Source organism: Biomaibacter acetigenes (assembly GCF_003691585.1).
In the GTDB taxonomy this organism is placed as follows: Bacteria; Bacillota; Thermosediminibacteria; order Thermosediminibacterales; family Tepidanaerobacteraceae; genus Biomaibacter; species Biomaibacter acetigenes.
In genome coordinates, this window is sequence record NZ_CP033169.1 from 3331827 (window position 1) to 3354588 (window position 22762).

The window sequence follows — 22762 nt, forward strand, 5'->3', positions numbered from 1 at the left end:
TATATTCGCTGTCAATATAGATTTTCCTTCCTGAATTGTAATTTATATTGATGTTTTTTTTCTATCAATACCATAAAAAGCCCTACAAACATGATTAGTATGCCAATGATGGAATTTTTGCTGGGGACTTCCCCTAGTATCACAAGCCCCAGAACAACTCCCCCGGTGACCTCCTGGGTGGAAATCAAGTTGGCATAAGTGGGGTGAATATATCTTATCCCGGCATTGTAAAGGGTATGGCCCAGAGTAGTGGGCAAAAGCCCCAGCAGCACCAGCGCCCCCCACTGTTTCAATGTATCTGGCAACACAAACTGCGGCAGAGACCAGGGAAGCAAAAACATCGCCGCCAGGAAATACACCCAGAATACATATTTTAAGAGCGGGTAATTGTTTCTTTCTTTCCGCCCGGCCACCGAGTAAAGGGCAAGACACAGTGCCGAAGCTAAGGCCATAATGTCCCCCAGGATCATTTTTTGAGTCAATACCGGTTCAAACCCAGCTAAGATAATAATTCCCAATATTACTATAATTATACCTATGTATTTGTAAGCCGGTATTCTTTCCTTTAGTAACGCCGCAGTAAGCACGGTTATCATGATGGGCGCCGTGTAGACAAGGCTCAGGGAATGGGCGATGGTGGTGTACATCACCGAACCTATATAGAACAGAAAGTGAAAGGATGTGATCAAACCATAGATGAGGAATTTAGGCACATCCTGCCGTTCCAGGGGAAGACTTATTCCTGCTGCCCGGGAGGCAGCCAGAATGAAAAGTGCCCCGAAAAGCATCCTGAAAAAAGCTATTTCGCCTACCGGCAAACCCTCAGCCAGTCGTGTTAGGACCGGGCTTGTCCCGAAAAAAATGGTGCCTAAGGCGGTAAGTAAAATGCCCTTTCTGTAATGGTTCATTTCCTCAGCTCCCTTCTAATCTTTTCCAACTTTAAACTCAATACAACTATTCAGCATCATACGCTTCACATCCGGCCTCTCACTTCCCACATCGCCTCAGGCGGCTTTATGCAGAGGTTGTGTGTTTTTTAACATCTTATTGTATATATAGTCGGTCCAGTCGGCGCCAGTGGCCTTGTTTACAGCTTTTATAAAATCCGCAGTGGTGGCGTTTTTATAGATATTTTGCCTGAAATAGAAGCGCAGCGCCTCACGGAACTTTTCTTTACCTATGCTGCTTTCCAGCTGCTTTAGCATGATAGCTCCCCGTGAATAAACTATGGCATCATATTCCCCCCAGGTGCCGAATTCCTCAAGAGGTCTCAATACCGGCCCCGGTAGACGTCCCAGGCTTTGCTCATAAAATCTATATGGATTATATATGAAATCTTCATATATCCTCTGGCCGGTTTTACGGCCATACACATTTTCATAGTAAAGCACAGTGGAATATTCGGTCAAGGCCTCATCCAACCAGGGCTCCTTCACTTCGTTGTTGCCCACAAGGCCGTACCCACCACTGGTGGGCGGTCTCGTGGACCACCACATACTCTAAAAGATCCCCGTCATTGTAAAATTGGCGGCCTATCATGACAAGATTGGGATACTCCATGCCCCCTATGTAAAAATCCGATGCCGCCACGGTATATTCTTTATATGGATATTTCGCGAAATATTCACTGTAAAATTTTATGGCTTTTTTTGCATATTCCAATGCCTTCTTGCCATATACCGCATCTTCCTTCATATAAAAGGAAGTAATCTTCACACCGTCGACCATATCCGAAGCTGTCTGAAACTTACTGCCGGCCACCCAGGCAAAATCCCGAACAAGCCCGGTTTTGAAAGTCCAGATGTTGTAGGCACCGTCCTGCTTTTTATCCGAAAGGCTCCCGCCGGCGGCTATGGTATATTCCTTCGGCGCCTTTATCTTTACTTCATAAAGCCCCACATCACTGTAAAAGGGGTCCCCTACCGCATAGTAAGGGTCCTTGTTCCAGCCGTTTTCATCATATACCGCCAGGATGGGATACCAGTTGGCGATATTGTATGTGTTTTGGCCGTATCCGAAGCGGCCGTAGGAGGGTGGAATAACCTCGGTAAATTCCAGGGTGAGCTTTATCTGCTGCTGGGGCTTTAAAGGCTTATCCAGTACAACTTTCAATATGGTATCTTCCACTTCATATTCCAGCGGTCCCGAGACCCCCGTAACTTTTTTTATATTTATATATCCCGGAGAAAAGCCGTCGGGATAAGCGGATGCAAACTCGGTCTTAGGAAAGGGAGCCGCATCCGGTGTCTTAAAAGCATTGGGATACAGGTGGAAATAAAGCTCCGTAAGTTCCACCATTTCCGTATTTTTTATGATTACCTCCTGGGTGCCCTCTATCCTTTTTTCATCAGGGTCAAAGTCCACATCGATGATGTACCCTCGGGCAGTCTTTTGCTATGCGCCGGGCCGCACTCTCCTCAAAATCCGAAGGCTCTCTTAAAAAACCGTAATATGTAGCCACCAGTAAAATTAGTATGATTGCGGCGATTCCCAGCCTTTTTTTATTCACATGCATCCGCCTTTCTTCAGTAAACTTTAAACTTTGCTGTCGGGTATTTTTCGAGGTTTGAAGTTTCAAAAAAGCTTGGTATAAAAACCAAGTCATAAATCATGAGATGTATAAAAGCAGCGATAAGCTGTATCGTCGGTGCCCTTGATTTAGAACAATCAAATAAAATTCGATGACGTGACTATTTAATTGTATTAACATGATTTTATTTTTATTCTCGCCTGATTTCTGCAAAGAATAAACTTTGTAAAATTTTTACCATATCTTTTTTAAAAAATAATAGTAAGTTAGTTCATAAGGATATCAAAGATGCAAACCTACGACAATCGTGATAAAACATCTTTCATATTTTGCTCACACAGATTATATTTCATCTTGTATCCGAAGTAATTATTTTTATCGGCCCACTCACACATCATATCAAGGATGGGTATGACCTCTCTGCCCTTATCCGTGATGGAATACTCGACCCTTATTGGAACTTCAGGGTAAATCTTTCTTTTAATAAGTTGATTCATCTCAAGTTCTCTTAACTGTTTTGTCAGGATTCTGTGGGTTATATCCGGAATCAAATGCTGAAGCTGACCGAACCTGAGAGTGCCGCATTCTCCCAGAAACCATAATATCAAAGGCTTCCATTTGCCGCCTATTACACTGAAAGCAACTTCTATCTCGCATGTGGCTTCTTTTGTCTTCTTACTCTTTTCGGTCACAATTATCCCTCACTTTTACATATATAGTATCATACATGTTACTATCTATCAATAAAGTGCACTCTTGTTAAAGTACAAAGTAAATACTATACTATAATATGGCAATTTCCCATTACGATATTTAGTTTTCATTCCTCCGAAAGTGACACATAATAATTTAGGTTACTACAAAATGTGTTAAACTTTTTGCATAAAAACCCCATCGCCGGTGGGAGATGCTGAAAGTGAAACTATAAATCAACAGGAGGTATTTTCATGAGATTTAATTACCACATGCCGACAAAAATCTTATTTGGCCCCGGAAAACTGAATGACCTTTCAAAGGAAACGCTGCCGGGGAAAAAAGCCTTAATAGTGATTTCCTCGGGAAAATCTATGAAAAACAACGGTTACCTTGACCGCCTGGTAGAAATCCTGGACCGTCAGGGCATAGAGCATGTCCTGTTTGACAGGATCCTGCCCAATCCCATCAAATCTCACGTCATGGAAGGTGCGGCTCTTGCAAAAAGCCAGGGTTGTGATTTTGTGATAGGCCTCGGCGGCGGCAGCAGTATCGACTCGGCAAAGAGCATTGCCGTCATGGCCAAAAACCCTGGAGATTACTGGGATTATGTAAGCGGCGGAACGGGCAAGGGAATGCCCGCAGCAAACGGCGCCCTTCCCATCGTTGCCATCACCACCACAGCCGGAACAGGCACCGAAGCCGATCCCTGGACGGTCATAACCAAAGAGGAAACCAATGAAAAGATCGGTTATGGCAACTCTTACACCTTCCCGACACTATCTGTGGTAGACCCCGAGCTTATGCTGACCGTACCCAAACATCTCACGGCATATCAGGGGTTCGATGCACTCTTCCACTCCACGGAAGGTTATATCGCAAATATAGCAACACCCATCAGTGATGCATATGCTCTAAAAAGCATCGAATTGATAGCAAAATATTTGCCATTATGTGTTAAAGACGGAAATAATATAGAGGCGCGCACCCAGGTAGCCTTAGCCAATACCCTTTCCGGGTTTGTAGAATCCACATCGAGCTGCACCTCGGAGCATTCTATGGAACATGCCCTCAGCGCTTATCATCCGGAGCTTCCCCATGGTGCCGGACTCATCATGCTGTCGGAGGCTTATTACACTTTCTTCGCATCCAAAGTGCCGGACAGGTTCGTAGCCATGGCAAGGGCCATGGGCGTGGACGTTGACTCACTTGCGCCCGAGGATCGTCCCATGTCTTTTGTAAAGGCATTAATCAAGCTTCAGGAAGATTGCGGTGTACGGGATCTTAAGATGTCCGACTATGGCATCAAAAAAGAAGATATCCCCGAGCTTGCCGAAAATGCCCGCAAAACCATGGGCGGATTGTTTGAAGCAGATCCCTATTCTCTATCCCTGGACGAGACCATAGAAATAATGACAAATGCATATAAATAATTAATAAAGTAGGATGCAATATCATATACAGTGAAATGGATTTACTAAAGACCAGGAGGAATTTTTGATAGACAACGGCATAATATACATCGATGAAGAGAAATTAAGGCGATAAACTCGCATAAAGTAAAATCCCGGCACCTTATTATTAGGTACCGGGAAGTTTTTCACTCTGGAGCGGAAAACGGGATTCGAACCCGCGACCCTCGGCTTGGGAAGCCGATGCTCTACCACTGAGCTACTTCCGCACATATTAACTTAACTATTTTAATTATAGCAAAATAATCATACAAGTCAAGGTTGTAAAGATAAAATTTCCGGCTTATGGCCCTGCCGGCCTCTACATGTCTTCTTCGTCGATTTTTAACATCGTAATGAATAATAATATCGGCATAGTTGCAATTTCTATGCCGCTTTCATTTATATTCACGAATTGGTGACCCCGGCGGGATTCGAACCCACGTTACCGCCGTGAAAGGGCGATGTCTTAACCACTTGACCACGGGGCCACAAAATGGTGAGCCATCCGCGACTCGAACGCGGGACACCCTGATTAAAAGTCAGGTGCTCTGCCGACTGAGCTAATGGCTCACACAAAACGCAAGTATTATACTACTATAAAAAATTAAAACTGTCAACCCATATTTTCTGCATCTTTTTTGCATTCAGTACCGCACCTGCTGGATAAAGTTACAACCATCACCACATCTCCCGACTTTCTGCCGGTTTCGTAAAGACACCTTACGGCTTTCCACACTTCTTCGTCTTCGCCCATCAGGATGGTACTCATGGGGTTTACATCCACCTGTATGCCGCATGTCTTTAAATTTTTCAGGGCCTCCAGCACGACCTTCTGATATGCGGGATTCCCCAGAGGATAAAGTGATACCTGGCACGACGTCATATTATCAGCCCCATCTAGAATATCCTTATAAGTTCAAATCCCTGATCCCTTCCCGGTCCCACGGATACGAAGGATATATCGGTTTGGGTGAGCTCCTTTATTCTCTCGACATAGTTTCTGAGGTTTTGCGGAAGTTTGCCGTATTCGGTGATACCGGATATGTCTTCGGGCCAGCCGGGAAGTTCTTCGTATACGGGTTTACACTCGGCCAGCACCCGGAGGCTGGCGGGAAATTCCATAAGAATCTGTCCCCTGTATTCATACCCGGTGCAGATCTTGACTTTCTCAAGGCCCCCCAGGGTGTCAAGCTTGGTTATGGCTATATGGGAAAGGCCGTTGACCCTCACCGCAAACCTTAGAATTACAGCATCCAGCCATCCGCAGCGGCGGGGCCTGCCGGTGGTGGTACCGTATTCCACGCCTCTTTCTCTGATGTAATCTCCGGTAGAGTCAAAAAGCTCGGTGGGGAATGGACCTTTTCCAACCCTGGTGGTATATGCCTTCACTACACCCACCACATTATCTATTAATGTCGGGCCTACGCCGGCGCCGATGCATACGCCTCCGGCTATCGGGTGGGATGAGGTAACATAGGGATATGTGCCCAGGTCCACATCGAGGAGCGTCCCCTGGGCGCCCTCATAAAGTATGTTTTTGCCAGCTTTAGCAGCTTCATATATGATGACTGTGGTGTCACACACCATGGGCTTTATCTTTTCCGCAGCTTTAAGATAGTTTTCCAGCAGCGGCCCCTTCTCAAAACCCTTTACTCCGTAAACCCTTTCCAGAAGGTAGTTTTTCGTTTCAAGGTTCTGATCAAGCTTTTCCTCAAAAAGCTGCGGGTCCATCAGGTCACACATGCGTATGCCCATTCTTTCGGCCTTATCTATATACGCAGGACCTATGCCCTTGCGGGTGGTGCCCAGGTCATGGGCTCCTTTCTTTTCTTCAGTGAGACCGTCCAGCAGCATGTGATAGGGCATGATAACATGAGCCCTGTCGCTGATACGAAGGGCGTTCACCTCAATACCTTCTTTTTCAAGATAATCTATCTCTTCTATAAGTCCTATGGGGTCCACCACCACACCGTTGCCTATGATGCAGGTAGTGCCGGGGTGCAATATTCCGGAAGGAATGAGGTGCAGCTTGTACCTCTTTGAACCCACTTCCACCGTATGGCCTGCATTATTTCCTCCCTGATAGCGCACCACCACATCCGCTCTCTGGGCAAGATAGTCGGTTATGCGCCCCTTGCCTTCGTCGCCCCACTGGGTACCAATAACTACTACACCCGCCATTAAAGTCACTCCTTATTGTCTATTAAATAGTCATAATATTTCATTATGCCGCTCCTGCGATGCCCTTAAGAAGGAATCCTATGAGATAAGCGGCGCTGGCGGAAATACCTCCCACAACCAGCATTTCGAGACCTCCCAGGTACCACTTTTCGCCGGTTACGAAAACCCGGGCTGCTCCGACGGTAAAAAGGGTTATGCCGGTAATCATCACTGCCGCCAGAAATTGGTTGGCAGCAAAAATGGGCACATGGGATGAAAGAACATATGCAAGCAGGGGCATGAACCCAGCCACCACAAAAGATATAAAGGTGACTACTGCACTTTTCAAAGGTGATGAATCCTCATCTATATATATTCCCAGTTCCTCGGTCATCATGGTATGGATCCACAGGGATTTGTTTGAGGTTATGGCAGCAACAAGATTTTCCAGGGTTTCCCCTTCAAGGCCTTTGTTTTTATATATCTGCCGTATCTCTTCCCGTTCTCCTTCGGGATGATTTTCTATTTCCCAGAGTTCCCTTTCCTCTTCGCTCTTTTGATATTTTCGTTCAGCGCGCCCGGAAAGGAAATCTCCAATGGCCATGGAAAGACCGTCTCCGATAAGGTTGGCGAGCCCCAGGATAAGTACCACCGCCGCTGAAAGTCCGGCCCCTGCCACACCTGCTACTACCGCAAAGGTGGTAATTATACCGTCGCTGGCACCGTATATGGCGGAACCGATATATTTCCCCTGGCCGGTTTTATGCCAGACTTCATTTCCAATCTTTGTTGGATCATGGGCAGCCATGGAAGCGAGTACATCTCTATTTTTATACGCCTGCCGGGCTTCATCAAGTCTCCTGGTAATCAATCGGAAAACCCCCCTTTTTTATATTATTCTATTAAATCCTCTTTAAAATTTCCCGGGCTACCATTACTCCTGAAACCGATGCCTGAGCCAGGCCCCGGGTAACTCCCGCTCCATCCCCCGCTGCAAACAGGTTTTTAACCTGAGTCTCCAGGGCGGAACTCAATTGCGGCCTGGCGGAGTAAAATTTGACCTCCACACCGTAAAGCAGGGTATGGTTGGAATATACGCCCGGAGCCAGTTTATCCATGGCCTGCAACATTTCAAGAATGCTTACCAAATGTCTGTAAGGAAATACCAGGCTCAAATCCCCCGGAGTGGCCTCCTTTAGTGTGGGCTCTACGAGGCCTCTCTTGATTCTCTCCGGCGTAGACCTCCTGCCTGATAAAAGATCTCCCAGGCGCTGCACCAGCACACCGCCGCCCAGCATATTGGCCAGGGTAGCAATGTATTTGCCGTAGGAAATGGGTTCTTTAAAGGGTTCGGTGAAGGTTTTGCTTACCAGCAGCGCAAAATTTGTATTTGGGGTCTTTCTGTCTGCATAGCTGTGGCCGTTGACGGTGATAAGACCGCTGTTGTTTTCTATGACTACTTCCCCGTAAGGGTTCATACAGAAGGTCCTCACCCTATCATCAAAGGATTTGGAATAATACACCAGTTTAGACTCGTAGACCACATCGGTTATGTGTTCCATCACTACCGATGGCACTTCCACGCGAACGCCGATATCCACCGGATTTATATTCATGTCAAGTTTAAGCCGGGCAGCTTCTCTTGCAAACCATTCGGCTCCCTCCCTGCCCGGAACCGACACCACATAGTCTGCATGAAATTCTTCACCGTTTTCCGTCACAATACCTTTTACCTGTCCGTTATCCACCAGGATGGTTTTCGCATTGGTGGAAGTTTTAATATCAACTTTTGAATCAAGAAATTTACGCATTTCTTTTAATATATTCCAGCACTTTTCAGTGCCCAGGTGTTTTACTCTGGCGGGAATTAATCTTAAGTCTGCTGTAGCGGCTTTCTGCTGGATTTCCCTGACTTTGAGGCTGTTCACGCCATGTACTATTTCAGTGGCGCCGAAACTTAAAAAAATTCTATCAACATAGCCTATAAGTTCTGCCACTTCACTTCTTGGAATATATTCATCCAGCCACCCACCGAATTCCGTGGTGAGGGTGAGCTTGCCGTCGCTGAAGGCTCCGGCCCCGCCCCAACCATTTACTATGGAACATGGGTCACAGTGGCGGCACTGGACCTTGTTCTCCTTTGAGGGGCAAAGCCGTCCTTCGATATCCTTCCCCTTTTCCAGAATGAGCACTGATAACCCAGGTGCCTTGTCTACCAGTTCCAGAGCGGTAAAAATACCGGCAGGTCCGGCTCCAATGATTATTACATCATATTTTTGGGGCATAAGAATCCCTCTTTTCAAAGAAATAGCCTGTCTTGCAGAAATTCGGTTTTGCAGCAATATTTATATTATCAAAGTGGGTATCCAATGTCAATATTAAAACCGTATTATTTTTTTATATTTTATTAAATCGTTCGTTATATATCGTATTATGCCATTAGATTAGCCCTTTATATGCGGTGTATTGAAAATTTTATATGAGAATGTGAATATGGAATTGATATTTTGAAATACTACAAGGGAAAGAACTTTTGCGGAATTTTTTTAAGGAGGGTATATTTTTTATGGTAAAAACAAAAACTGCAGTGGAGACAAATCCATCTGCCATTAAGCCGCAGGACCTGGGGTATGACACGGAAATCGTAACAGAAATGGGCCCGAATGTAGGTACCAAAGCCACCAAAAGAGCCATAGCGACCCAGGAAATCACCGGCACCACCCGGCCCAATCTCATGATCTACCCCGGAGAATAAGTATCCTTTATTTATTTCCCCAAAAGATGTAAAGAGTTACCGGTATATCTTGATACCATATAAACCAGTAAAGGATATATCACTACAATCAGTACCCGGCGCACGGTCTGGATCACTACCACCGCCGGGTGATTCACATCATAGGACTCTGAAAGGATTATCATCTCCTGCATGCCACCTGGTACGCTGCCGAAAAGGGAAGTGTAAAGCTCTGTACCGGTAAGCTTGCTTACAATAAAACCTGTGAATACACCTAATATGGCAAGGATTACTACTACCAGTAGAGACGGGATTATATAATCTTTTAACCCCGCTACCACTTCTTTAGTGATGGCAAGGCCTAAAAATCCTCCCAGTATTATTTGGGCAAGGGTGTTGAAAGATTCCGGAATTTCCGGCTTTGCCCCCAAAATATTCGCCGCACCCACAAAGGTCATGGCACCTAAAAGAGGGCCCGCCGGGATTTTAAGCTCATTGCCGATAAAGCCACCAATGAGAGCCAGAGTAATGGTGAAGATAACTTTATCCATAAAAGCAACTCCTTAGAAGAATATTTTTTAACATACTTTTTATTGTATTTTTGAGGCAAACCTTCATTCTTTCCGCAGGCGGGAAAGGTTTTTGCCGCAGTCATTATAACATAAAACAAAGTTAAAACTCAATTATTTAATTTCAAAAGCCGCCCTATTTACCATTGTAAGGCTTTCAGGCGGCCGGGAAGAATATAAAAGAAAAACGTTCCACTAAGTTATACTTTCAATAATTGCCCGGGCAAACTCAGAAGTCGTAACTTCCCTGGCCCCTTCCATCTGCCGGGCCAGGTCGTAGGTAACGGTCTTTTGGGAAATGGCCTTCGCCAGGCCTTCGGTAATGAGAGATGCTGCTTCTTTCCACCCCATATATTCCAGCATCATCACTGCAGAAAGAATCAGGGAGCCGGGGTTCACCTTGTCTAGCCCTGCATATTTGGGTGCGGTGCCGTGGGTAGCTTCAAAGAGGGCAATGTAGTCCCCGATATTTCCCCCGGGGGCCATACCGAGACCTCCCACCTGGGCAGCAGCCGCATCGGAAAGATAATCTCCGTTTAAGTTGGGAGTCACTATGACATCATATTCTGAAGGCCGAAGGAGAAGCTGCTGGAACATGTTGTCAGATATGCGGTCCTTTACGATAATTTTACCTTCCGGCACATTGCTGCCGCATGATGGAAGCTCTTCCTCAGTCACTATTTTGCCTGCAAATTCGCTTTTTGCCAGGGCGTAGCACCAGTTTTTAAAACTTCCCTCGGTGTATTTCATGATATTCCCTTTATGAACTATGGTGACAGATTTTCGTCCATTCTCGATGGCGTATTTTAAAGCCTTGCGCATTAAGCGCTCGGAAGCGGCCTTAGATATATATTTCACGCCTATGCCCGCATCTTCGGGAACGTTGCAGGACATCTCGATGTTTAAGAATTGTCTCGCTTTCTTTGCGTCTTCACTTTCTGCTTCCCACTCTATGCCAGCATATATATCCTCGGTGTTTTCTCTAAATATAACCACATCCACGTGTTCGGGATGGACTACCGGACTTGGGACACCGGGGATCCATTTGACAGGCCTAACACAGGCGTAAAGGTCCAGTTCCTGCCTCAGTGTAACATTGATGCTTCTGAACCCCCCTCCTATCGGTGTGGTAAGGGGGCCTTTTATGGCAATGATATGTTCCTTAATGGCATCAACGGTTTCTTCGGGCAACCACTTACCTGTGAGATGAAAAGCCTTCTCTCCAGCCAGTATCTCCTTCCATTCGATACTGCGCCGGCCCCCGTAAGCCTTTTCCACCGCCGCATCCACTACTTTCCTTGTGGCCCGCCATATGTCAGGCCCGGTGCCGTCTCCTTCGATGAAGGGAATGATTGGATTGTCGGAGATTATGAGTTTTCCGTCTTTTACATAAATTTTTTCGGGCATTAAATCACTTCCTTTTTATCAAGTGCTCTTTTGTATAATTGTATACATTTAATTATTATAAGATATTTCTATAATCAAATCTAGTAAATGTAATTTTATCGTATATTCTGATTAAAGTTTAGTGTGAAAGGCAAGGTTCTCCTTGCCTTTCATTGAGTCAAAAGAGCATATATTAAAGCAATCTCGGGGACAAGGTTGGTCTTATCTCGATTGAGTCAGGGAACCGTCCTCTGACTCACTGACTCAATCGATTACATTTCGGATCACATCTATGATGGAGCCGTCCCTGTATTCCACTATGCCTACGATTCTGTCTCCAAACTGTACGGGATCCGGTTTGCCCGTTATTTTCTCTGCCCTGTGTTTCAGTTCTTCTATAGAACATATCGGCAGGCCGGCATCTTTTAATCTTTCTTCCATTCCCTTATTTTTGGGATTTACAGCAATACCCCTTTCGGTCACCACCACATCTATGCTGCTGCCCGGTGTGATGACGGTCTGCACCCTATCCACCACAATAGGAAGCCTTCCCCTCATGAGAGGTGTTGTTATGATGGTGAGCCTCGCGCCATAGGCCGCATCGGAATGACCGCCGGAGGCGCCCATGATGGTGCCGTCGGAGCCTGTGATGACGTTGACGTTAAAATCCGTATCCACCTCAAGGGCGCTTAAGATCACCACATCCAGGTTGTTGACGGCACACCCTTTGTTAAAGGGGTTGGCGTAGTAGGAGGCATCTATTTCGATATGATTTCTGTCATTCTTCAGGGACTCCACAGCCCTCAGGTCAAAGCACTGTACATCCAGGAACCTTTCTACAAGGCCCTCTTCCAGAAGCTGTACATAGGGGCCGGTTATGCCCCCCAGACCGTAACTCGCCTTGATATTTCTCTTCTTCATGGCATTGCTCAGGTATCTTATCACCGCCAGGGTTGCTCCGCCGGAACCCATCTGCATGGAAAAGCCGTCTTCAAAAACTCCGGAATTTATTATAACCCTGCTGGCAAGTTCCGCAATCAAGAGCTCCCTGGGGCTTCTGGTAAACCTCGTAGCCCCGGACATTATACCCTCGGGATTTCCGATAGAATCCACACATACCACGTAGTCTACCAGCGTGGCAGGAATGCTTATAGGCTGGATGGGATATTTTTTCAGGTTATCGGTAATGGCTATAACACAATCGGCATGCCGGGCATCCACCATGGCATATCCCATGGCACCGAAAGCAGAGGGCCCATCGACTCCGTTGAGGTTTCCGTAAGTGTCGGCACACGGCGCTCCGATAAATGCTACGTCAATGTGGAGCTCTCCGGACTCGATGGCTCTGGGCCTGCCTCCATGGGACCTTATTATGACAGGCTTTTTAAGTATACCCCCGGAAACTTCCCGGGCAAGGCTCCCCCGAAGACCGCTGGTTTCTATAGAGGTGATAACTCCTTTTTTAATATATTCGATTACCGGCTCATGGCAGTTATTAAGGGAACTGGGGGCAAGCTTCAGATCCCTTATACCCAGTTCATCAATGGCTGCCAGCACCATATTTACTAAATAGTCTCCCTCTCTTAAATGATGGTGGAAGGATATGGTCATACCATCTTTTAAACCGCTTTTAATAATAGCTTCTTTTATGCCTGAAAGCACTTTTTTCTCATGGGGCCTGGCAGCCTTTATGAGATGCCCGGCCGCTCTTCCTGAAGGCTGCAGCATTTCTCCTTTATAGGGCATTCCCAGCTCTTCGGGTATTTCCCGCCCAACGGCATTTAACATGCTGCCACCTCCTTGATGAGGCCCAGCATTTCGGCCAGCTCCAGGGTCCTTTCGGCTCGTTTTACTATGGGTCTATCTACCATTTTTCCGTTGAGGGAAATGACTCCAGACCCCCGACTTTCGGCCTCTTTTATGGCTTCTTTTATTTTCAAGGCTTCTTCTATTTCCTCACAAGTGGGCTTAAATACATCGTGGACTATCGGAATCTGCCTGGGATTTATCACTGATTTTCCGGTGAATCCCATGGCTTTGGCCTTTTCTGTTTCCATCCTGAAGCCCACTTCATCATTTACATCTGAGAAAACTGAATCAATGGCATCCACTCCTGCAGCTCTCGCTGCCAGTACCAGTTCTCCTCGCGCCACCAATAATTCGTTGCCCTCCCGCGTCTTTTTGACTCCCAGGTCAGCTGTAAAATCTTCTCCACCTATGGCTATCGCCACCATGCGCCGGCTGGCAACAGCTATATCATAGGCGTTTTTGAGACCCCTGGCACTTTCTATGGAAACCATAATTTTTGTCGTGCCCACTTTAATGCCTGAAGCAGCTTCCAGGTCGCTTATGGCGGCATCAAGGGTCTTCACATCACCGGCGGATTCCGCTTTGGGAAGCCTTATCATATCAGGCCTTTCCGGTATTATCATGCTGATATCGTGTCTCCAGTAGGGGGTATCCATGCCGTTTATCCTGACCGCCACTTCAGATTTTCCGAAATCCAGGGTCCTCAATGCGTATTTTACCAGATACCTTGCCGCATCTTTTTCATAAACCGAAACCGAATCTTCGAGGTCTATCAATATGGTATCGGCCCCGTATATCATCGAATCCTGAATCATATTTGGATTGTTACCCGGAACATACAGCAGAGTTCTGCGAAGCTTCAACGCCTTCACCCCCTGCTCTATCGATGGCGGCTTCCAGCCTTGCCCTTATGGCAAAGTCCAGGGCTTTTTTATCGTGGACCGTTACCTTTACATCCTCAATGCCCCGCTTGTGAAGCACATCCAGTATGGAAGACTCTATCTGCCTGCCGAACTGCTTTTTTACGGGACTGTTTATCTCTATCTTTATGCCTTCACCCCTGCCCAGCGGCTGGATCTCTACAATTACATCATTTTTTTCGTCAGTTCCAGCTTGACTTGAAATCAATTTTTATTCACCCTCTAAGCCTATTTTATAAATCCACCAAAATATATCCTTCCATTATTCTTCTTGCAGTCCTGCTGCAAGCTACACTCTCTATTTTTATGTGGGTATCTTCATAACTGTAATCTACTTTTACTTCAATGACTCCTTCCGGATGTCCGATTTTTACTACCTTATTATCCCTGCTTATTGAGTCAAAAAGGTTTCTAACATTTTGGCCCGGAATACTGTCCTTTACAACTGCGGCCGCCCCCAGACAGAGGGCTGCGGTAAGCGGTATTGTCTTATGGGTTTTACCCATGGAGATGACCCTTGATATAATGTTGATTTCATCGTGTCTCAGTTCGATACCATTTCGCAGCAAATGACTGCATGGAGGTGAAACGGCACATATTTTTGGAAAGGCCTCACCTTCAATCCCCAGCTTTTCCCCAACTATTTTTCTTATTTTCTGCATTACATTAAATGCAGCAGTTCTATTAAGAACCTCCGGCGGTTCGGTCCCTTTCAATCCTAACCGGCTTGCATCCACGAATACATAGGGGTTTGTGCAGTCCATGACGCTTACATTATATATACTGCCATCCACTTCAATATCATCTATAAAACTGCCGGTGGGGAATAATTTCCCCGTCATAGCCCCTTCGGGCTGATAAAATCTAAGTTTTATCTCTGACCCCTTTTGAATGACCCCCGGAATGGTGAAATTTCCGGCAGAATGAAAAAAACCATTTTTTACCGGAACCTCCGCCATTATTTTCTTTCCGGTATTGGTATTATAGATATTTACTTGGGTTATGGGCTCTCTCGGATTTACCATGCCTTCATCCACCGCAAAGGGGCCGACGGCGGAGGATATGTTGCCGCAGTTCCCGCTGAATTCGACTATGGGTTTATCGACGCCTACCTGTGCAAAGGTATAATCCACATCAAATCCCGGCCTTGATGATTTGCTGACGATAGCAACCTTGCTGGTAGAAGATGTGGTGCCCCCAAGGCCGTCCACCTGTTTCGGGTCCGGTGTCCCCATGGCCTGTATAAATATTTTCTTCTGGAGTTCTGGGGCCCCGGGCAGGTCTTCCCTGCGGAAAAACAGAGCCCTGCTGGTGCCGCCCCTCATCACGCAGCAGCGGATTTTTTTCGGCATATCATACACCTCTTACGCTTGAGGCGGAAGTTTTTTGGGCAATTTTTCTTTCCCGCTGTACGGAATATACAATAGATAGAGCCGCCAGTATTATTAAAACCAGGGATATGGGTTTTGTAAAGAAGATGGAAATACTGTTGTTGGAGATGGTCATGGCATTCCTGAAAGACTGTTCCGTGGTGCTTCCCAGTATGAGCGCAAGCACCATGGGAGGTATGGGGATTTCCAGCTTTGACATGATATATCCGCCGATTCCAAACAGGGAAACAAGTATGAAATCAAAAGCGCTGTAATTCAGGAAATATGTCCCCATGAATCCCAGACCCAGTATAAGCGGCAGCATCAGCCTCTGGGGTATTCTTAAAAGCTGGACAAGAGGCACCACCAGCGGAAGATTTATTATAATAAGAATGATGTTGCCCACAATCATGGACGCTATGACACCCCAGGCTATTTCGGGATGCTGCTGGAACAGAATCGGGCCGGGCCTTACACCCAGCATCATCAGAGCGCCCAGCATAACAGCCGTAGTCCCGGAGCCGGGGATCCCCAGTGTCAGAAGGGGAACCAGGGCGCCGCAGGAACAGGCGTTGTTTGCGGCTTCAGGCGCCGCCACTCCCTCTATGGCCCCTTTGCCGAATTTTTCAGGATGCTTGCTCAACTGTTTTTCAAGGGCGTAAGCCATGAAGGTGGCAATGGTGCCTCCCATGCCCGGCAATACTCCAACAATAAATCCTAGCGGGGAGCTCCTAAGCATGGGCATGATGCATTTTTTAAGCTCTTCTTTCGAGATCATAACTCTCCCAATAGTTTTGGAATCGACTTTATACTGCATATTAATGTCTTTATAGTTTTTGAAAACTTCCGCCACGGCGTAAAGGCCGATCATGGCCACAAGAAAATCTATACCGTCCTGAAGTTCTGAGATGCCAAAAGTATACCTCAAAATGCCCGTCTGGGGATCGATGCCTATACTGCTGAGCATAAATCCCATAGTCATGGCTATAAAACCCTTCATGATATTCCCCTGAGACAGGGTCACCGTAGCGGTGAGGGCGAAGAGCATCAGCGAAAACATCTCGGCGGGGCCGAATTTCAGGGCGGCGTTTGCCACAGGCAGTGTCAAAAATATAAGCATTACTACACCTATCATGCCGCCTATGAATGATGCAATGGCTGAAATGGCCAGCGCTTTTCCGGCCTGCCCGTTCTTTGTCATTGGGTAGCCGTCAAAGCAGGTTACTATGGCCGATGCGTCGCCGGGAGTATTTATCATGATGGAAGCCCTGGAACCGCCAAACATGGCGCCATAGTATACTGCGGCCATGGTTATCAGTGCAGTGGCAGGATTCATGCCGTAGGTGATGGGAATGAGAACCGCAACACCTGTGGCAGGCCCAAGCCCCGGCAGCATGCCGATAACCGTTCCCAGAAGGCCTCCGATGAAAACCCAGAGTATATTGTTAAGAGTCAATGCCTGGTTCAAACCCAGTGCTAGATTTTGAAATATTACATCCAATGCTGCTCACCTCTTTCTAGAACGATAAAATGCCGCGAGGCAGGCTTAATTTCAGAAATGTGGCAAATACAACATATGTTATTACGGAAAAAGCCACGGAAATACCTATGTTTTCCAAAATCCTCCGGGCACTGTTAATTATAAACATCACCATGAGCATGAATATAATAGTGGACAGTATATAACCCAGAGGGTCCAGTATAAAACCGTAAATCAATCCCGCCACAATAGTTAAAGCAATCCTGACATAAACATCTTTTTGCCCCTGGATATCCCATGAAATCTTTTGCTCATTTTTATTTTTGGAGCGACTTTCGGCCACCAGCAGTCCCACACCGCATATAATGGCGATTGCAGCCACAATTGTCGGAAACAATTTGGGTCCCACCTGGTCTCCAACCGCCAGAACGGGAATACGCAGGGTCATAATGAGATAAAAGACGCCGAGAATAATTGAAATTATGCCGCTCATTGTATTTTTGGTCATTTTATCATCTCCTTGTTTTCAGGGATAAGCCGATTTTAACAGCTTACCCCTGAAGGCCAGAATAGTTATTTTATCAAGCCCACCTGTTTCAACAGGCTCTCAAATTCCGCACTCTGTTTTTCCAGATACGCCTTGTACTCATCGGCAGGCATGTAGTATTCATACTGTCCCATATTTTTTAAGGCTGTTTTCCAGGAGTCCTGCTGCACCATCTTTCCGATGGCATCGCTCCAGTATTTCACCTGCTCGGGGGTCATATCCGGGGGGCCCATGACTCCGCGCCAGTGAGCAAACACCAGATCAATTCCCTGCTCTTTCCATGTAGGCACATCAGGCATTACTTCTACGCGCTTGTCGGAGGATATGCCCAGTATACGGATCTTTCCGGCTTTATACTGTTCCAGGGTCTCAGCCATGCTTATGGTGATGGCCTTGATGTGTCCTCCCAGCAGTGCGGGGATCTGCTCGCCGCCGGCTCCCGGGTACACCACAAACTTTATCGTACTGGGGTCAATACCGTAAGCTTTTGCCAGCATCAGGAACTGTATGTGGTCGTCGTTGCCCAGAGCAGGCCCAACACCTATGGGCATCGAAGCAGGATCCTTTTTCAGGGCTTCGAAGAAGTCCTTACCTGTCTTGTAGGGGGAGTCGGCGCTTACCGCCACCACTTCCCATTCGGTCTGCAGGTTTGCCAGCGGTGTAAAGTCCTTGAATGTCAAATCGCTGCTGCCAAGGAGATGATTTAAAATTAAGAGGCTTGAGTTTACCGCCAGAAATTCTCCCTGACCCTTTTTGCTCTTCAGATAGTTCCAGCCGGTGGCGCCGCCTCCGCCGGGTTTGTTTGTTATAATAATGGGCTTATCCACGATTTTGTCTTCACTCAGGGTTTTCTGCATGGTCCTTGCCAGAAGGTCCCATCCGCCGCCGGGGCTTGCAGGAGCCACTATCTCAACGGTGCCCGAAGGTGTCCAGGCTTTTTGCTCCTCTTTTGCCGGGGAGCCCTGGTCTTGTTTTGAGCCGCAACCGGCCAGGGCCGCTGCAATTAATAATACTACCAGCAATAGAGCTATCAGGTTTTTTGTTCTTGACATCTGTTATCCTCCCTTTCAATCTGTTCTTTCTTACTTTTTTTAAAATCTGTCAAATACGTTACTGTCTATTTATCACCCCCCTAATTGCTCTCTGTCTTTCATTTTTTCTTTGCCCCATAACCCTTAGTTCAAAAAACTATTCTTTTATACCATACCTCCTCTCCATTTCATAAAAATCGTCAAGTCTGGTAATGGCATTTCTCTCTTTCATTGAGATTATTCTGCTCAAAGATTCTTTTGTTGAGCCATTATTTTTCAAATCCGCCAGGATATTAAAAACGGCTTTGACCGCGGCTCTTAAGGTGCAGTTGGCATACAGCGCCATTTTGTAGCCCATGGCTTCCAGTTCTTTTGCACTGATCAAAGGAGTTTTGCCGCCTTCCACCATATTTGCCACCGCAGGCACCTTCAAAGCTGGCGGTATGCGGGATAATTCCTCCTTGCTTCGCAAAGCCTCTACAAAAATCATATCTGCTCCGGCCTCTATATAAGCATTCGCCCTTTCCAGCGCTTCTTCTATTCCTTCCACTGCCACCGCGTCTGTCCTGGCTATTATAACAAGGTCATCATCGATGGAACCGTCCCGGGCGGCTTTTATTTTGTTTTCCATCTCTCGGCAGGTTATGAGGGTTTTCCCCTCAAAATGCCCGCACCGCTTCGGAGCTTCCTGATCTTCTATCTGTACGGCGGCCACACTCGCTTTGCTAAATTCCATTACTGTCCTGTATACGTTGATGGCATTGCCATAACCGTTATCTATATCTGCAATGACCGGAAGTGATGTGGCATCATTTATCCTTTTTACTGTTTCCAGGACTTCGGTCATGGTTAAAAGTCCAAAATCCGGAAAACCAAACTGCATATTTGAAATACCCGCTCCGGTGGCATATACGGCTTCAAAACCGGATTCCTCTATCACTCGTGCAAAAAGGGCTGCCGATGCTCCGGGTACCACAATTATGCTTTTTTGCTTTAACCGCTCGCGTAAAATCAGCGATTTTTTTATAGGTCATCACCGCTTTCTTAAATGTTTATGTGTTCATTGTAACTATTCAGTCTCATTTGCTGGTGCAGTGGTTTTTGGAGCTGCTGAATAGTTACAGTTCATTTTTTTCCGGCAAAATTCAGCAACCCTCCGGAAAGGATGATCTCCTTCTGGCGGTCGGAAAGGTTATGCTTGACTTTAAAGGTCCTGCCGCGGGTTACGTTTTTCACCTCGATGGTATCGGAGAGAAGTCCTTCCCGGGCGTTTTCGATAACTAGTTCATCTCCATCCCTGGCAGTCGCTTGATTTATTTCATCATAATCCCTCTCATCCTCAAAAGCGAGGGGCAATATGCCGAAGTTTATAAGGTTCTGGCGGTGTATTCTTGCAAAGGATTTGGCTATAACAGCCTTGATGCCGAGGTACAGAGGAGCCAGTGCCGCATGCTCGCGGCTGGAGCCCTGGCCGTAGTTTGCTCCGCCCACTATGAATCCGCCGCCGGCCTTCTCGGCCCTATCCGGGAAGGTTGGGTCCACCGCCTCGAAACAGTGCTTTGAAATTGCAGGGATATTGGAGCGCAGGGGTAATATCTTCGCCCCGGCGGGCATGATGTGGTCGGTGGTTATGTTGTCCCCAACCTTGAGCAACACCCTGCCTCTTATTTCATCAGGCAGCGGTTCCGCTTTAGGCAAAGGTTTAATGTTCGGCCCTCTCAAAATCTCCGCATTACTTCCATCTACAGGTGGTGGGATAATCATGCGATCATCTATTGCAAATTTTTCAGGCATTTCTACTACAATAGGTTCTTCCAGGGTCCGGGGGTCTGTTATGATACCGGTGATGGCAGATGCCGCTGCGGTCTCTACGCTTACAAGGTATACTTTTGCGTCTTTGGTGCCGCTCCTTCCCTCGAAGTTCCGGTTGGAGGTCCGAAGGGATATGGCTCCGGTGGAAGGTGCCTGCCCTACTCCCACACAGGGCCCGCAGGCACATTCCAGCAACCGGGCTCCCGATGCCACTATATCCGCCAGAGCTCCGTTTTGAGAGAGCATATATAAGACCTGCTTTGAACCCGGGGCTACTACCAGGCTTACATTGGGGGCTATGGTTTTACCTTTCAATATTTTGGCGAGTTTCATTAAATCTACATAAGAAGAATTGGTGCAGCTTCCTATGAAAACCTGGTCCACTTTTTGTCCTGCCACTTCCGAAACCTTTTTAACATTATCGGGGCTGTGAGGCAGGGCAATAAGAGGCTCCAGCTCATCAAGATTTATGTCTATTATTTCATCATATTCGGCATCCGGGTCAGCGGCAAGGGGAGTAAAAACGTGGCCCCTGCCCTGGGCTTCCAGGAATTTCTTTGTGATTTCATCACTGGGAAAAATGGATGATGTGGCTCCCAGTTCGGCACCCATGTTGGTGATGGTGGCTCTTTCGGGGACGCTCAGGGACTTTACGCCGTCACCGCTATACTCCATGATTTTGCCTACCCCACCTTTGACAGAAAGCCGTCTTAGTACTTCCAGTATAATGTCTTTTGCTGTCACCCACGGTGCAAGTTTACCGTGAAGCCTTATGTTTACAACTTTGGGCATGTTGAGGTAAAATGGATGCCCTGCCATAGCCATGGCCACATCCAGGCCTCCTGCTCCTATGGCCAGCATTCCCAGGCCCCCGCCGGTAGGAGTGTGGCTGTCGGAGCCCAAAAGGGTCTTGCCCGGGACTCCAAACCTTTCCAGGTGCACCTGATGGCATATGCCGTTACCCGCCCTGGAAAAATGTACCCCGAACTTTGCGGCAGTGCTCTGCAGGAACCTGTGGTCATCGGCGTTTTCAAAGCCGGTCTGGAGGGTGTTATGGTCTACATAGCTTACCGAAAGCTCGGTCTTTACCCGGGGAATTCCTATGGCCTCAAACTCAAGGTATGCCATGGTCCCGGTAGCGTCCTGGGTGAGGGTCTGGTCTATCCTCACGGCAATTTCTTCACCGGGAATCATACTGCCCTCAACCAAATGGGAAAAAATAATTTTTTGAGTAAGGTTCATACCCATGTTATTTCCCTCTCTTCGTTTAAAGTAATTTTGATTTTGGTATAAAGTCACAACTGAGCACTAAAATTATAAATATTCAGTAATGTATGCGGGATACCTTCGTAATTTATAGTTACTCTTATTTTTGACCCCTATTTTATCCCGCTGCCAGGGCTGGAAATGTTTCGGTAGAGTATGTGCGATTATTTATTGATATTGAATGTCTCTAAATAAGCCTCCAGAGCTCCCTGCAGATGATTTTCGACCAGCTGCTTTGCTTTTGCGGCATCCCTGTCGATAACCGCCTGCAAGATTTCTTTATGGTCTTTCAAGGCAGAAAGTTTTCTTTCCCTTTTACCCATAGTCACTACCCGAAAGCGCTCAAGATATTCCTGGTATGTGTTTATAAGGTTTATAAGGCGGGGCATCTTGCAGGATTTAATCAATATTTCATTGAACTCCTGGGATGTATTAAAAAGGTTTACTGTGTCATCCTCTTCAGTCAGCTCACTCATCCGTTCAATCAGAGCCTTGAGTTTTTTAATTTCCACTTCAGTGATATTTTTAACCGTATATGTTATGGCCAGGGCTTCCAGAGCCTGTCGTATGGAATATATCTCTATTATCTCATCGGGGGTAAAGCCCTTTACAACCACCCCTTTGCGTGGAACATGCTTAATAAGGCCTTCCGTCTCAAGCTTTCGCAGAGCTTCCCTGATAGGCGTCCTGCTCACCTGCATCTTTTCTGCCAGTTCTTTTTCCACCAGCCGATCCCCGGGTTTAAGCTCTCCCTCAAATATGGCCTGGCGGATGGACTCATATATCAAATCTCTGATAGGTTTAATACTAGAAACATTAAAAGATTCAAGGGCACTTTTCATCTTTTCACCTCTCCCCGTTGATCCCTCGTCTTAAGTGAACCCATGCACTCCAATATTTCATAGTGCATCCCGCATCCGGGATACATTTTGTAATATTTATATAATTCTACATGTAATTTTAAAATCCTGCAAAGCTAACAAAAACTTTTTTTCACAATT

Annotated in this window: 23 protein-coding genes and 3 tRNA genes; 2 read left to right on the plus strand and 24 right to left on the minus strand. The window is 46.6% G+C overall.

Annotated features, from left to right (window positions below):
* Nucleotides 1–11: 11 nt before the first annotated feature.
* The 5 genes from D2962_RS16985 to D2962_RS16995 all read right to left on the minus strand — a co-directional run bounded on the left by D2962_RS16985 (nt 12) and on the right by D2962_RS16995 (nt 3222).
* The gene (locus D2962_RS16985; protein ID WP_120766898.1) at nt 12–908 is read right to left on the minus strand and encodes a DMT family transporter; all 897 of its coding nucleotides are present in this window, start codon (nt 906–908) and stop codon (nt 12–14) included.
* A 96-nt stretch (nt 909–1004) separates the two neighbouring features.
* Nucleotides 1005–1451 (minus strand): M1 family aminopeptidase, encoded by a 447-nt coding sequence (locus D2962_RS18950; protein ID WP_245984799.1) that lies wholly within the window; start codon nt 1449–1451, stop codon nt 1005–1007.
* Nucleotides 1414–2364, minus strand: coding sequence for a M1 family metallopeptidase (locus tag D2962_RS18955; protein WP_245984800.1), 951 nt, complete (start codon nt 2362–2364; stop codon nt 1414–1416). Before D2962_RS18955 ends, D2962_RS18950 begins: the two co-directional genes overlap by 38 nt.
* Nucleotides 2354–2509, minus strand: coding sequence for a hypothetical protein (locus D2962_RS18960; protein ID WP_245984801.1), 156 nt, complete (start codon nt 2507–2509; stop codon nt 2354–2356). Before D2962_RS18960 ends, D2962_RS18955 begins: the two co-directional genes overlap by 11 nt.
* A 317-nt stretch (nt 2510–2826) precedes the next feature.
* Nucleotides 2827–3222, minus strand: coding sequence for a winged helix-turn-helix transcriptional regulator (locus D2962_RS16995; protein ID WP_120766896.1), 396 nt, complete (start codon nt 3220–3222; stop codon nt 2827–2829).
* Nucleotides 3223–3477: 255 nt separating this feature from the next.
* Here D2962_RS16995 and D2962_RS17000 point away from each other — a divergent pair, with 255 nt between their 5' ends.
* On the plus strand, nt 3478–4656 hold the full coding sequence (locus tag D2962_RS17000) for an iron-containing alcohol dehydrogenase (protein WP_122015665.1): 1179 nt from the start codon (nt 3478–3480) through the stop codon (nt 4654–4656).
* 173 nt (nt 4657–4829) lie between these two features.
* Here the strand turns inward: D2962_RS17000 and D2962_RS17005 are convergent.
* The 7 genes from D2962_RS17005 to D2962_RS17035 all read right to left on the minus strand — a co-directional run bounded on the left by D2962_RS17005 (nt 4830) and on the right by D2962_RS17035 (nt 9122).
* A tRNA-Gly gene (locus D2962_RS17005) sits at nt 4830–4904 on the minus strand.
* 186 nt (nt 4905–5090) lie between these two features.
* Nucleotides 5091–5165: transfer RNA gene (locus D2962_RS17010), tRNA-Glu, on the minus strand.
* A gap of 6 nt (nt 5166–5171) precedes the next feature.
* A tRNA-Lys gene (locus D2962_RS17015) sits at nt 5172–5247 on the minus strand.
* 43 nt (nt 5248–5290) lie between these two features.
* Entirely contained in the window at nt 5291–5560 is a 270-nt protein-coding gene (locus D2962_RS17020; protein WP_120766894.1) for a YkoF family thiamine/hydroxymethylpyrimidine-binding protein, read from the minus strand.
* Between the two features lie 14 nt (nt 5561–5574).
* Nucleotides 5575–6858 carry an adenylosuccinate synthase gene (locus D2962_RS17025; RefSeq protein ID WP_120766893.1) on the minus strand — a complete coding sequence of 428 codons (1284 nt, stop codon included), beginning with the start codon at nt 6856–6858 and terminating at the stop codon, nt 5575–5577.
* 43 nt (nt 6859–6901) lie between these two features.
* On the minus strand, nt 6902–7708 hold the full coding sequence (locus D2962_RS17030) for a VIT1/CCC1 transporter family protein (RefSeq protein ID WP_222927601.1): 807 nt from the start codon (nt 7706–7708) through the stop codon (nt 6902–6904).
* 31 nt (nt 7709–7739) lie between these two features.
* Nucleotides 7740–9122: an NAD(P)/FAD-dependent oxidoreductase gene (locus tag D2962_RS17035; RefSeq protein WP_120766892.1), complete on the minus strand. Its 1383-nt coding sequence runs from the start codon at nt 9120–9122 to the stop codon at nt 7740–7742.
* 281 nt (nt 9123–9403) lie between these two features.
* On the opposite strand from D2962_RS17035, the gene D2962_RS17040 reads away from it, so the two are divergent.
* On the plus strand, nt 9404–9592 hold the full coding sequence (locus D2962_RS17040; RefSeq protein WP_120766891.1) for a hypothetical protein: 189 nt from the start codon (nt 9404–9406) through the stop codon (nt 9590–9592).
* Between the two features lie 11 nt (nt 9593–9603).
* Here D2962_RS17040 and D2962_RS17045 read toward each other — a convergent pair whose 3' ends face one another.
* The 12 genes from D2962_RS17045 to D2962_RS17100 form a co-directional block, all read right to left on the minus strand.
* Nucleotides 9604–10122: an AbrB family transcriptional regulator gene (locus D2962_RS17045; RefSeq protein ID WP_120766890.1), complete on the minus strand. Its 519-nt coding sequence runs from the start codon at nt 10120–10122 to the stop codon at nt 9604–9606.
* A gap of 213 nt (nt 10123–10335) precedes the next feature.
* Nucleotides 10336–11547, minus strand: a complete 1212-nt coding sequence (gene icd / locus D2962_RS17050) for an isocitrate dehydrogenase (NADP(+)) (RefSeq protein WP_122015666.1) — start codon at nt 11545–11547, stop codon at nt 10336–10338.
* Between the two features lie 243 nt (nt 11548–11790).
* Nucleotides 11791–13314 (minus strand): citrate lyase subunit alpha, encoded by a 1524-nt coding sequence (gene citF / locus D2962_RS17055; protein WP_122015667.1) that lies wholly within the window; start codon nt 13312–13314, stop codon nt 11791–11793.
* The gene (locus D2962_RS17060) at nt 13308–14150 is read right to left on the minus strand and encodes an aldolase/citrate lyase family protein (RefSeq protein ID WP_222927792.1); all 843 of its coding nucleotides are present in this window, start codon (nt 14148–14150) and stop codon (nt 13308–13310) included. Before D2962_RS17060 ends, citF begins: the two co-directional genes overlap by 7 nt.
* Before the next feature lie 10 nt (nt 14151–14160).
* A complete protein-coding gene (gene citD / locus D2962_RS17065) occupies nt 14161–14463 on the minus strand; it encodes a citrate lyase acyl carrier protein (RefSeq protein WP_120766886.1) in 303 nt (100 codons plus the stop codon).
* Between the two features lie 25 nt (nt 14464–14488).
* Nucleotides 14489–15607: a 2-methylaconitate cis-trans isomerase PrpF family protein gene (locus D2962_RS17070; RefSeq protein WP_122015669.1), complete on the minus strand. Its 1119-nt coding sequence runs from the start codon at nt 15605–15607 to the stop codon at nt 14489–14491.
* Between the two features lies 1 nt (nt 15608).
* Nucleotides 15609–17126, minus strand: coding sequence for a tripartite tricarboxylate transporter permease (locus D2962_RS17075; RefSeq protein ID WP_122015670.1), 1518 nt, complete (start codon nt 17124–17126; stop codon nt 15609–15611).
* A gap of 16 nt (nt 17127–17142) precedes the next feature.
* Nucleotides 17143–17613 carry a tripartite tricarboxylate transporter TctB family protein gene (locus D2962_RS17080; protein ID WP_120766883.1) on the minus strand — a complete coding sequence of 157 codons (471 nt, stop codon included), beginning with the start codon at nt 17611–17613 and terminating at the stop codon, nt 17143–17145.
* A 65-nt stretch (nt 17614–17678) separates the two neighbouring features.
* Nucleotides 17679–18704, minus strand: coding sequence for a tripartite tricarboxylate transporter substrate binding protein (locus D2962_RS17085; RefSeq protein ID WP_122015671.1), 1026 nt, complete (start codon nt 18702–18704; stop codon nt 17679–17681).
* A gap of 136 nt (nt 18705–18840) precedes the next feature.
* Nucleotides 18841–19710, minus strand: coding sequence for an isocitrate lyase/PEP mutase family protein (locus D2962_RS17090; protein ID WP_122015672.1), 870 nt, complete (start codon nt 19708–19710; stop codon nt 18841–18843).
* Between the two features lie 98 nt (nt 19711–19808).
* Nucleotides 19809–21743, minus strand: coding sequence for an aconitate hydratase (locus D2962_RS17095; protein WP_122015673.1), 1935 nt, complete (start codon nt 21741–21743; stop codon nt 19809–19811).
* Nucleotides 21744–21925: 182 nt separating this feature from the next.
* Nucleotides 21926–22603 carry a GntR family transcriptional regulator gene (locus tag D2962_RS17100; RefSeq protein WP_120766879.1) on the minus strand — a complete coding sequence of 226 codons (678 nt, stop codon included), beginning with the start codon at nt 22601–22603 and terminating at the stop codon, nt 21926–21928.
* Between the last annotated feature and the right edge of the window lie 159 nt (nt 22604–22762).

Excerpts from the sequence above, each read along its gene's own strand:
- citF (WP_122015667.1), bottom strand. The coding sequence starts at position 13,314 with ATGTTAAATGCCGTTGGGCGGGAAATACCCGAAGAGCTGGGAATGCCC.
- D2962_RS17000 (WP_122015665.1), top strand. The coding sequence starts at position 3,478 with ATGAGATTTAATTACCACATGCCGACAAAAATCTTATTTGGCCCCGGA.
- icd (WP_122015666.1), bottom strand. The coding sequence starts at position 11,547 with ATGCCCGAAAAAATTTATGTAAAAGACGGAAAACTCATAATCTCCGAC.
- D2962_RS17070 (WP_122015669.1), bottom strand. The coding sequence starts at position 15,607 with ATGCCGAAAAAAATCCGCTGCTGCGTGATGAGGGGCGGCACCAGCAGG.
- D2962_RS16985 (WP_120766898.1), bottom strand. The coding sequence starts at position 908 with ATGAACCATTACAGAAAGGGCATTTTACTTACCGCCTTAGGCACCATT.
- D2962_RS17040 (WP_120766891.1), top strand. The coding sequence starts at position 9,404 with ATGGTAAAAACAAAAACTGCAGTGGAGACAAATCCATCTGCCATTAAG.
- D2962_RS17060 (WP_222927792.1), bottom strand. The coding sequence starts at position 14,150 with ATGATTCAGGATTCGATGATATACGGGGCCGATACCATATTGATAGAC.
- D2962_RS17095 (WP_122015673.1), bottom strand. The coding sequence starts at position 21,743 with ATGGGTATGAACCTTACTCAAAAAATTATTTTTTCCCATTTGGTTGAG.
- D2962_RS17085 (WP_122015671.1), bottom strand. The coding sequence starts at position 18,704 with ATGTCAAGAACAAAAAACCTGATAGCTCTATTGCTGGTAGTATTATTA.
- D2962_RS17045 (WP_120766890.1), bottom strand. The coding sequence starts at position 10,122 with ATGGATAAAGTTATCTTCACCATTACTCTGGCTCTCATTGGTGGCTTT.
- D2962_RS17020 (WP_120766894.1), bottom strand. The coding sequence starts at position 5,560 with ATGACGTCGTGCCAGGTATCACTTTATCCTCTGGGGAATCCCGCATAT.
- D2962_RS17035 (WP_120766892.1), bottom strand. The coding sequence starts at position 9,122 with ATGCCCCAAAAATATGATGTAATAATCATTGGAGCCGGACCTGCCGGT.
- D2962_RS17025 (WP_120766893.1), bottom strand. The coding sequence starts at position 6,858 with ATGGCGGGTGTAGTAGTTATTGGTACCCAGTGGGGCGACGAAGGCAAG.
- D2962_RS17100 (WP_120766879.1), bottom strand. The coding sequence starts at position 22,603 with ATGAAAAGTGCCCTTGAATCTTTTAATGTTTCTAGTATTAAACCTATC.
- D2962_RS17080 (WP_120766883.1), bottom strand. The coding sequence starts at position 17,613 with ATGACCAAAAATACAATGAGCGGCATAATTTCAATTATTCTCGGCGTC.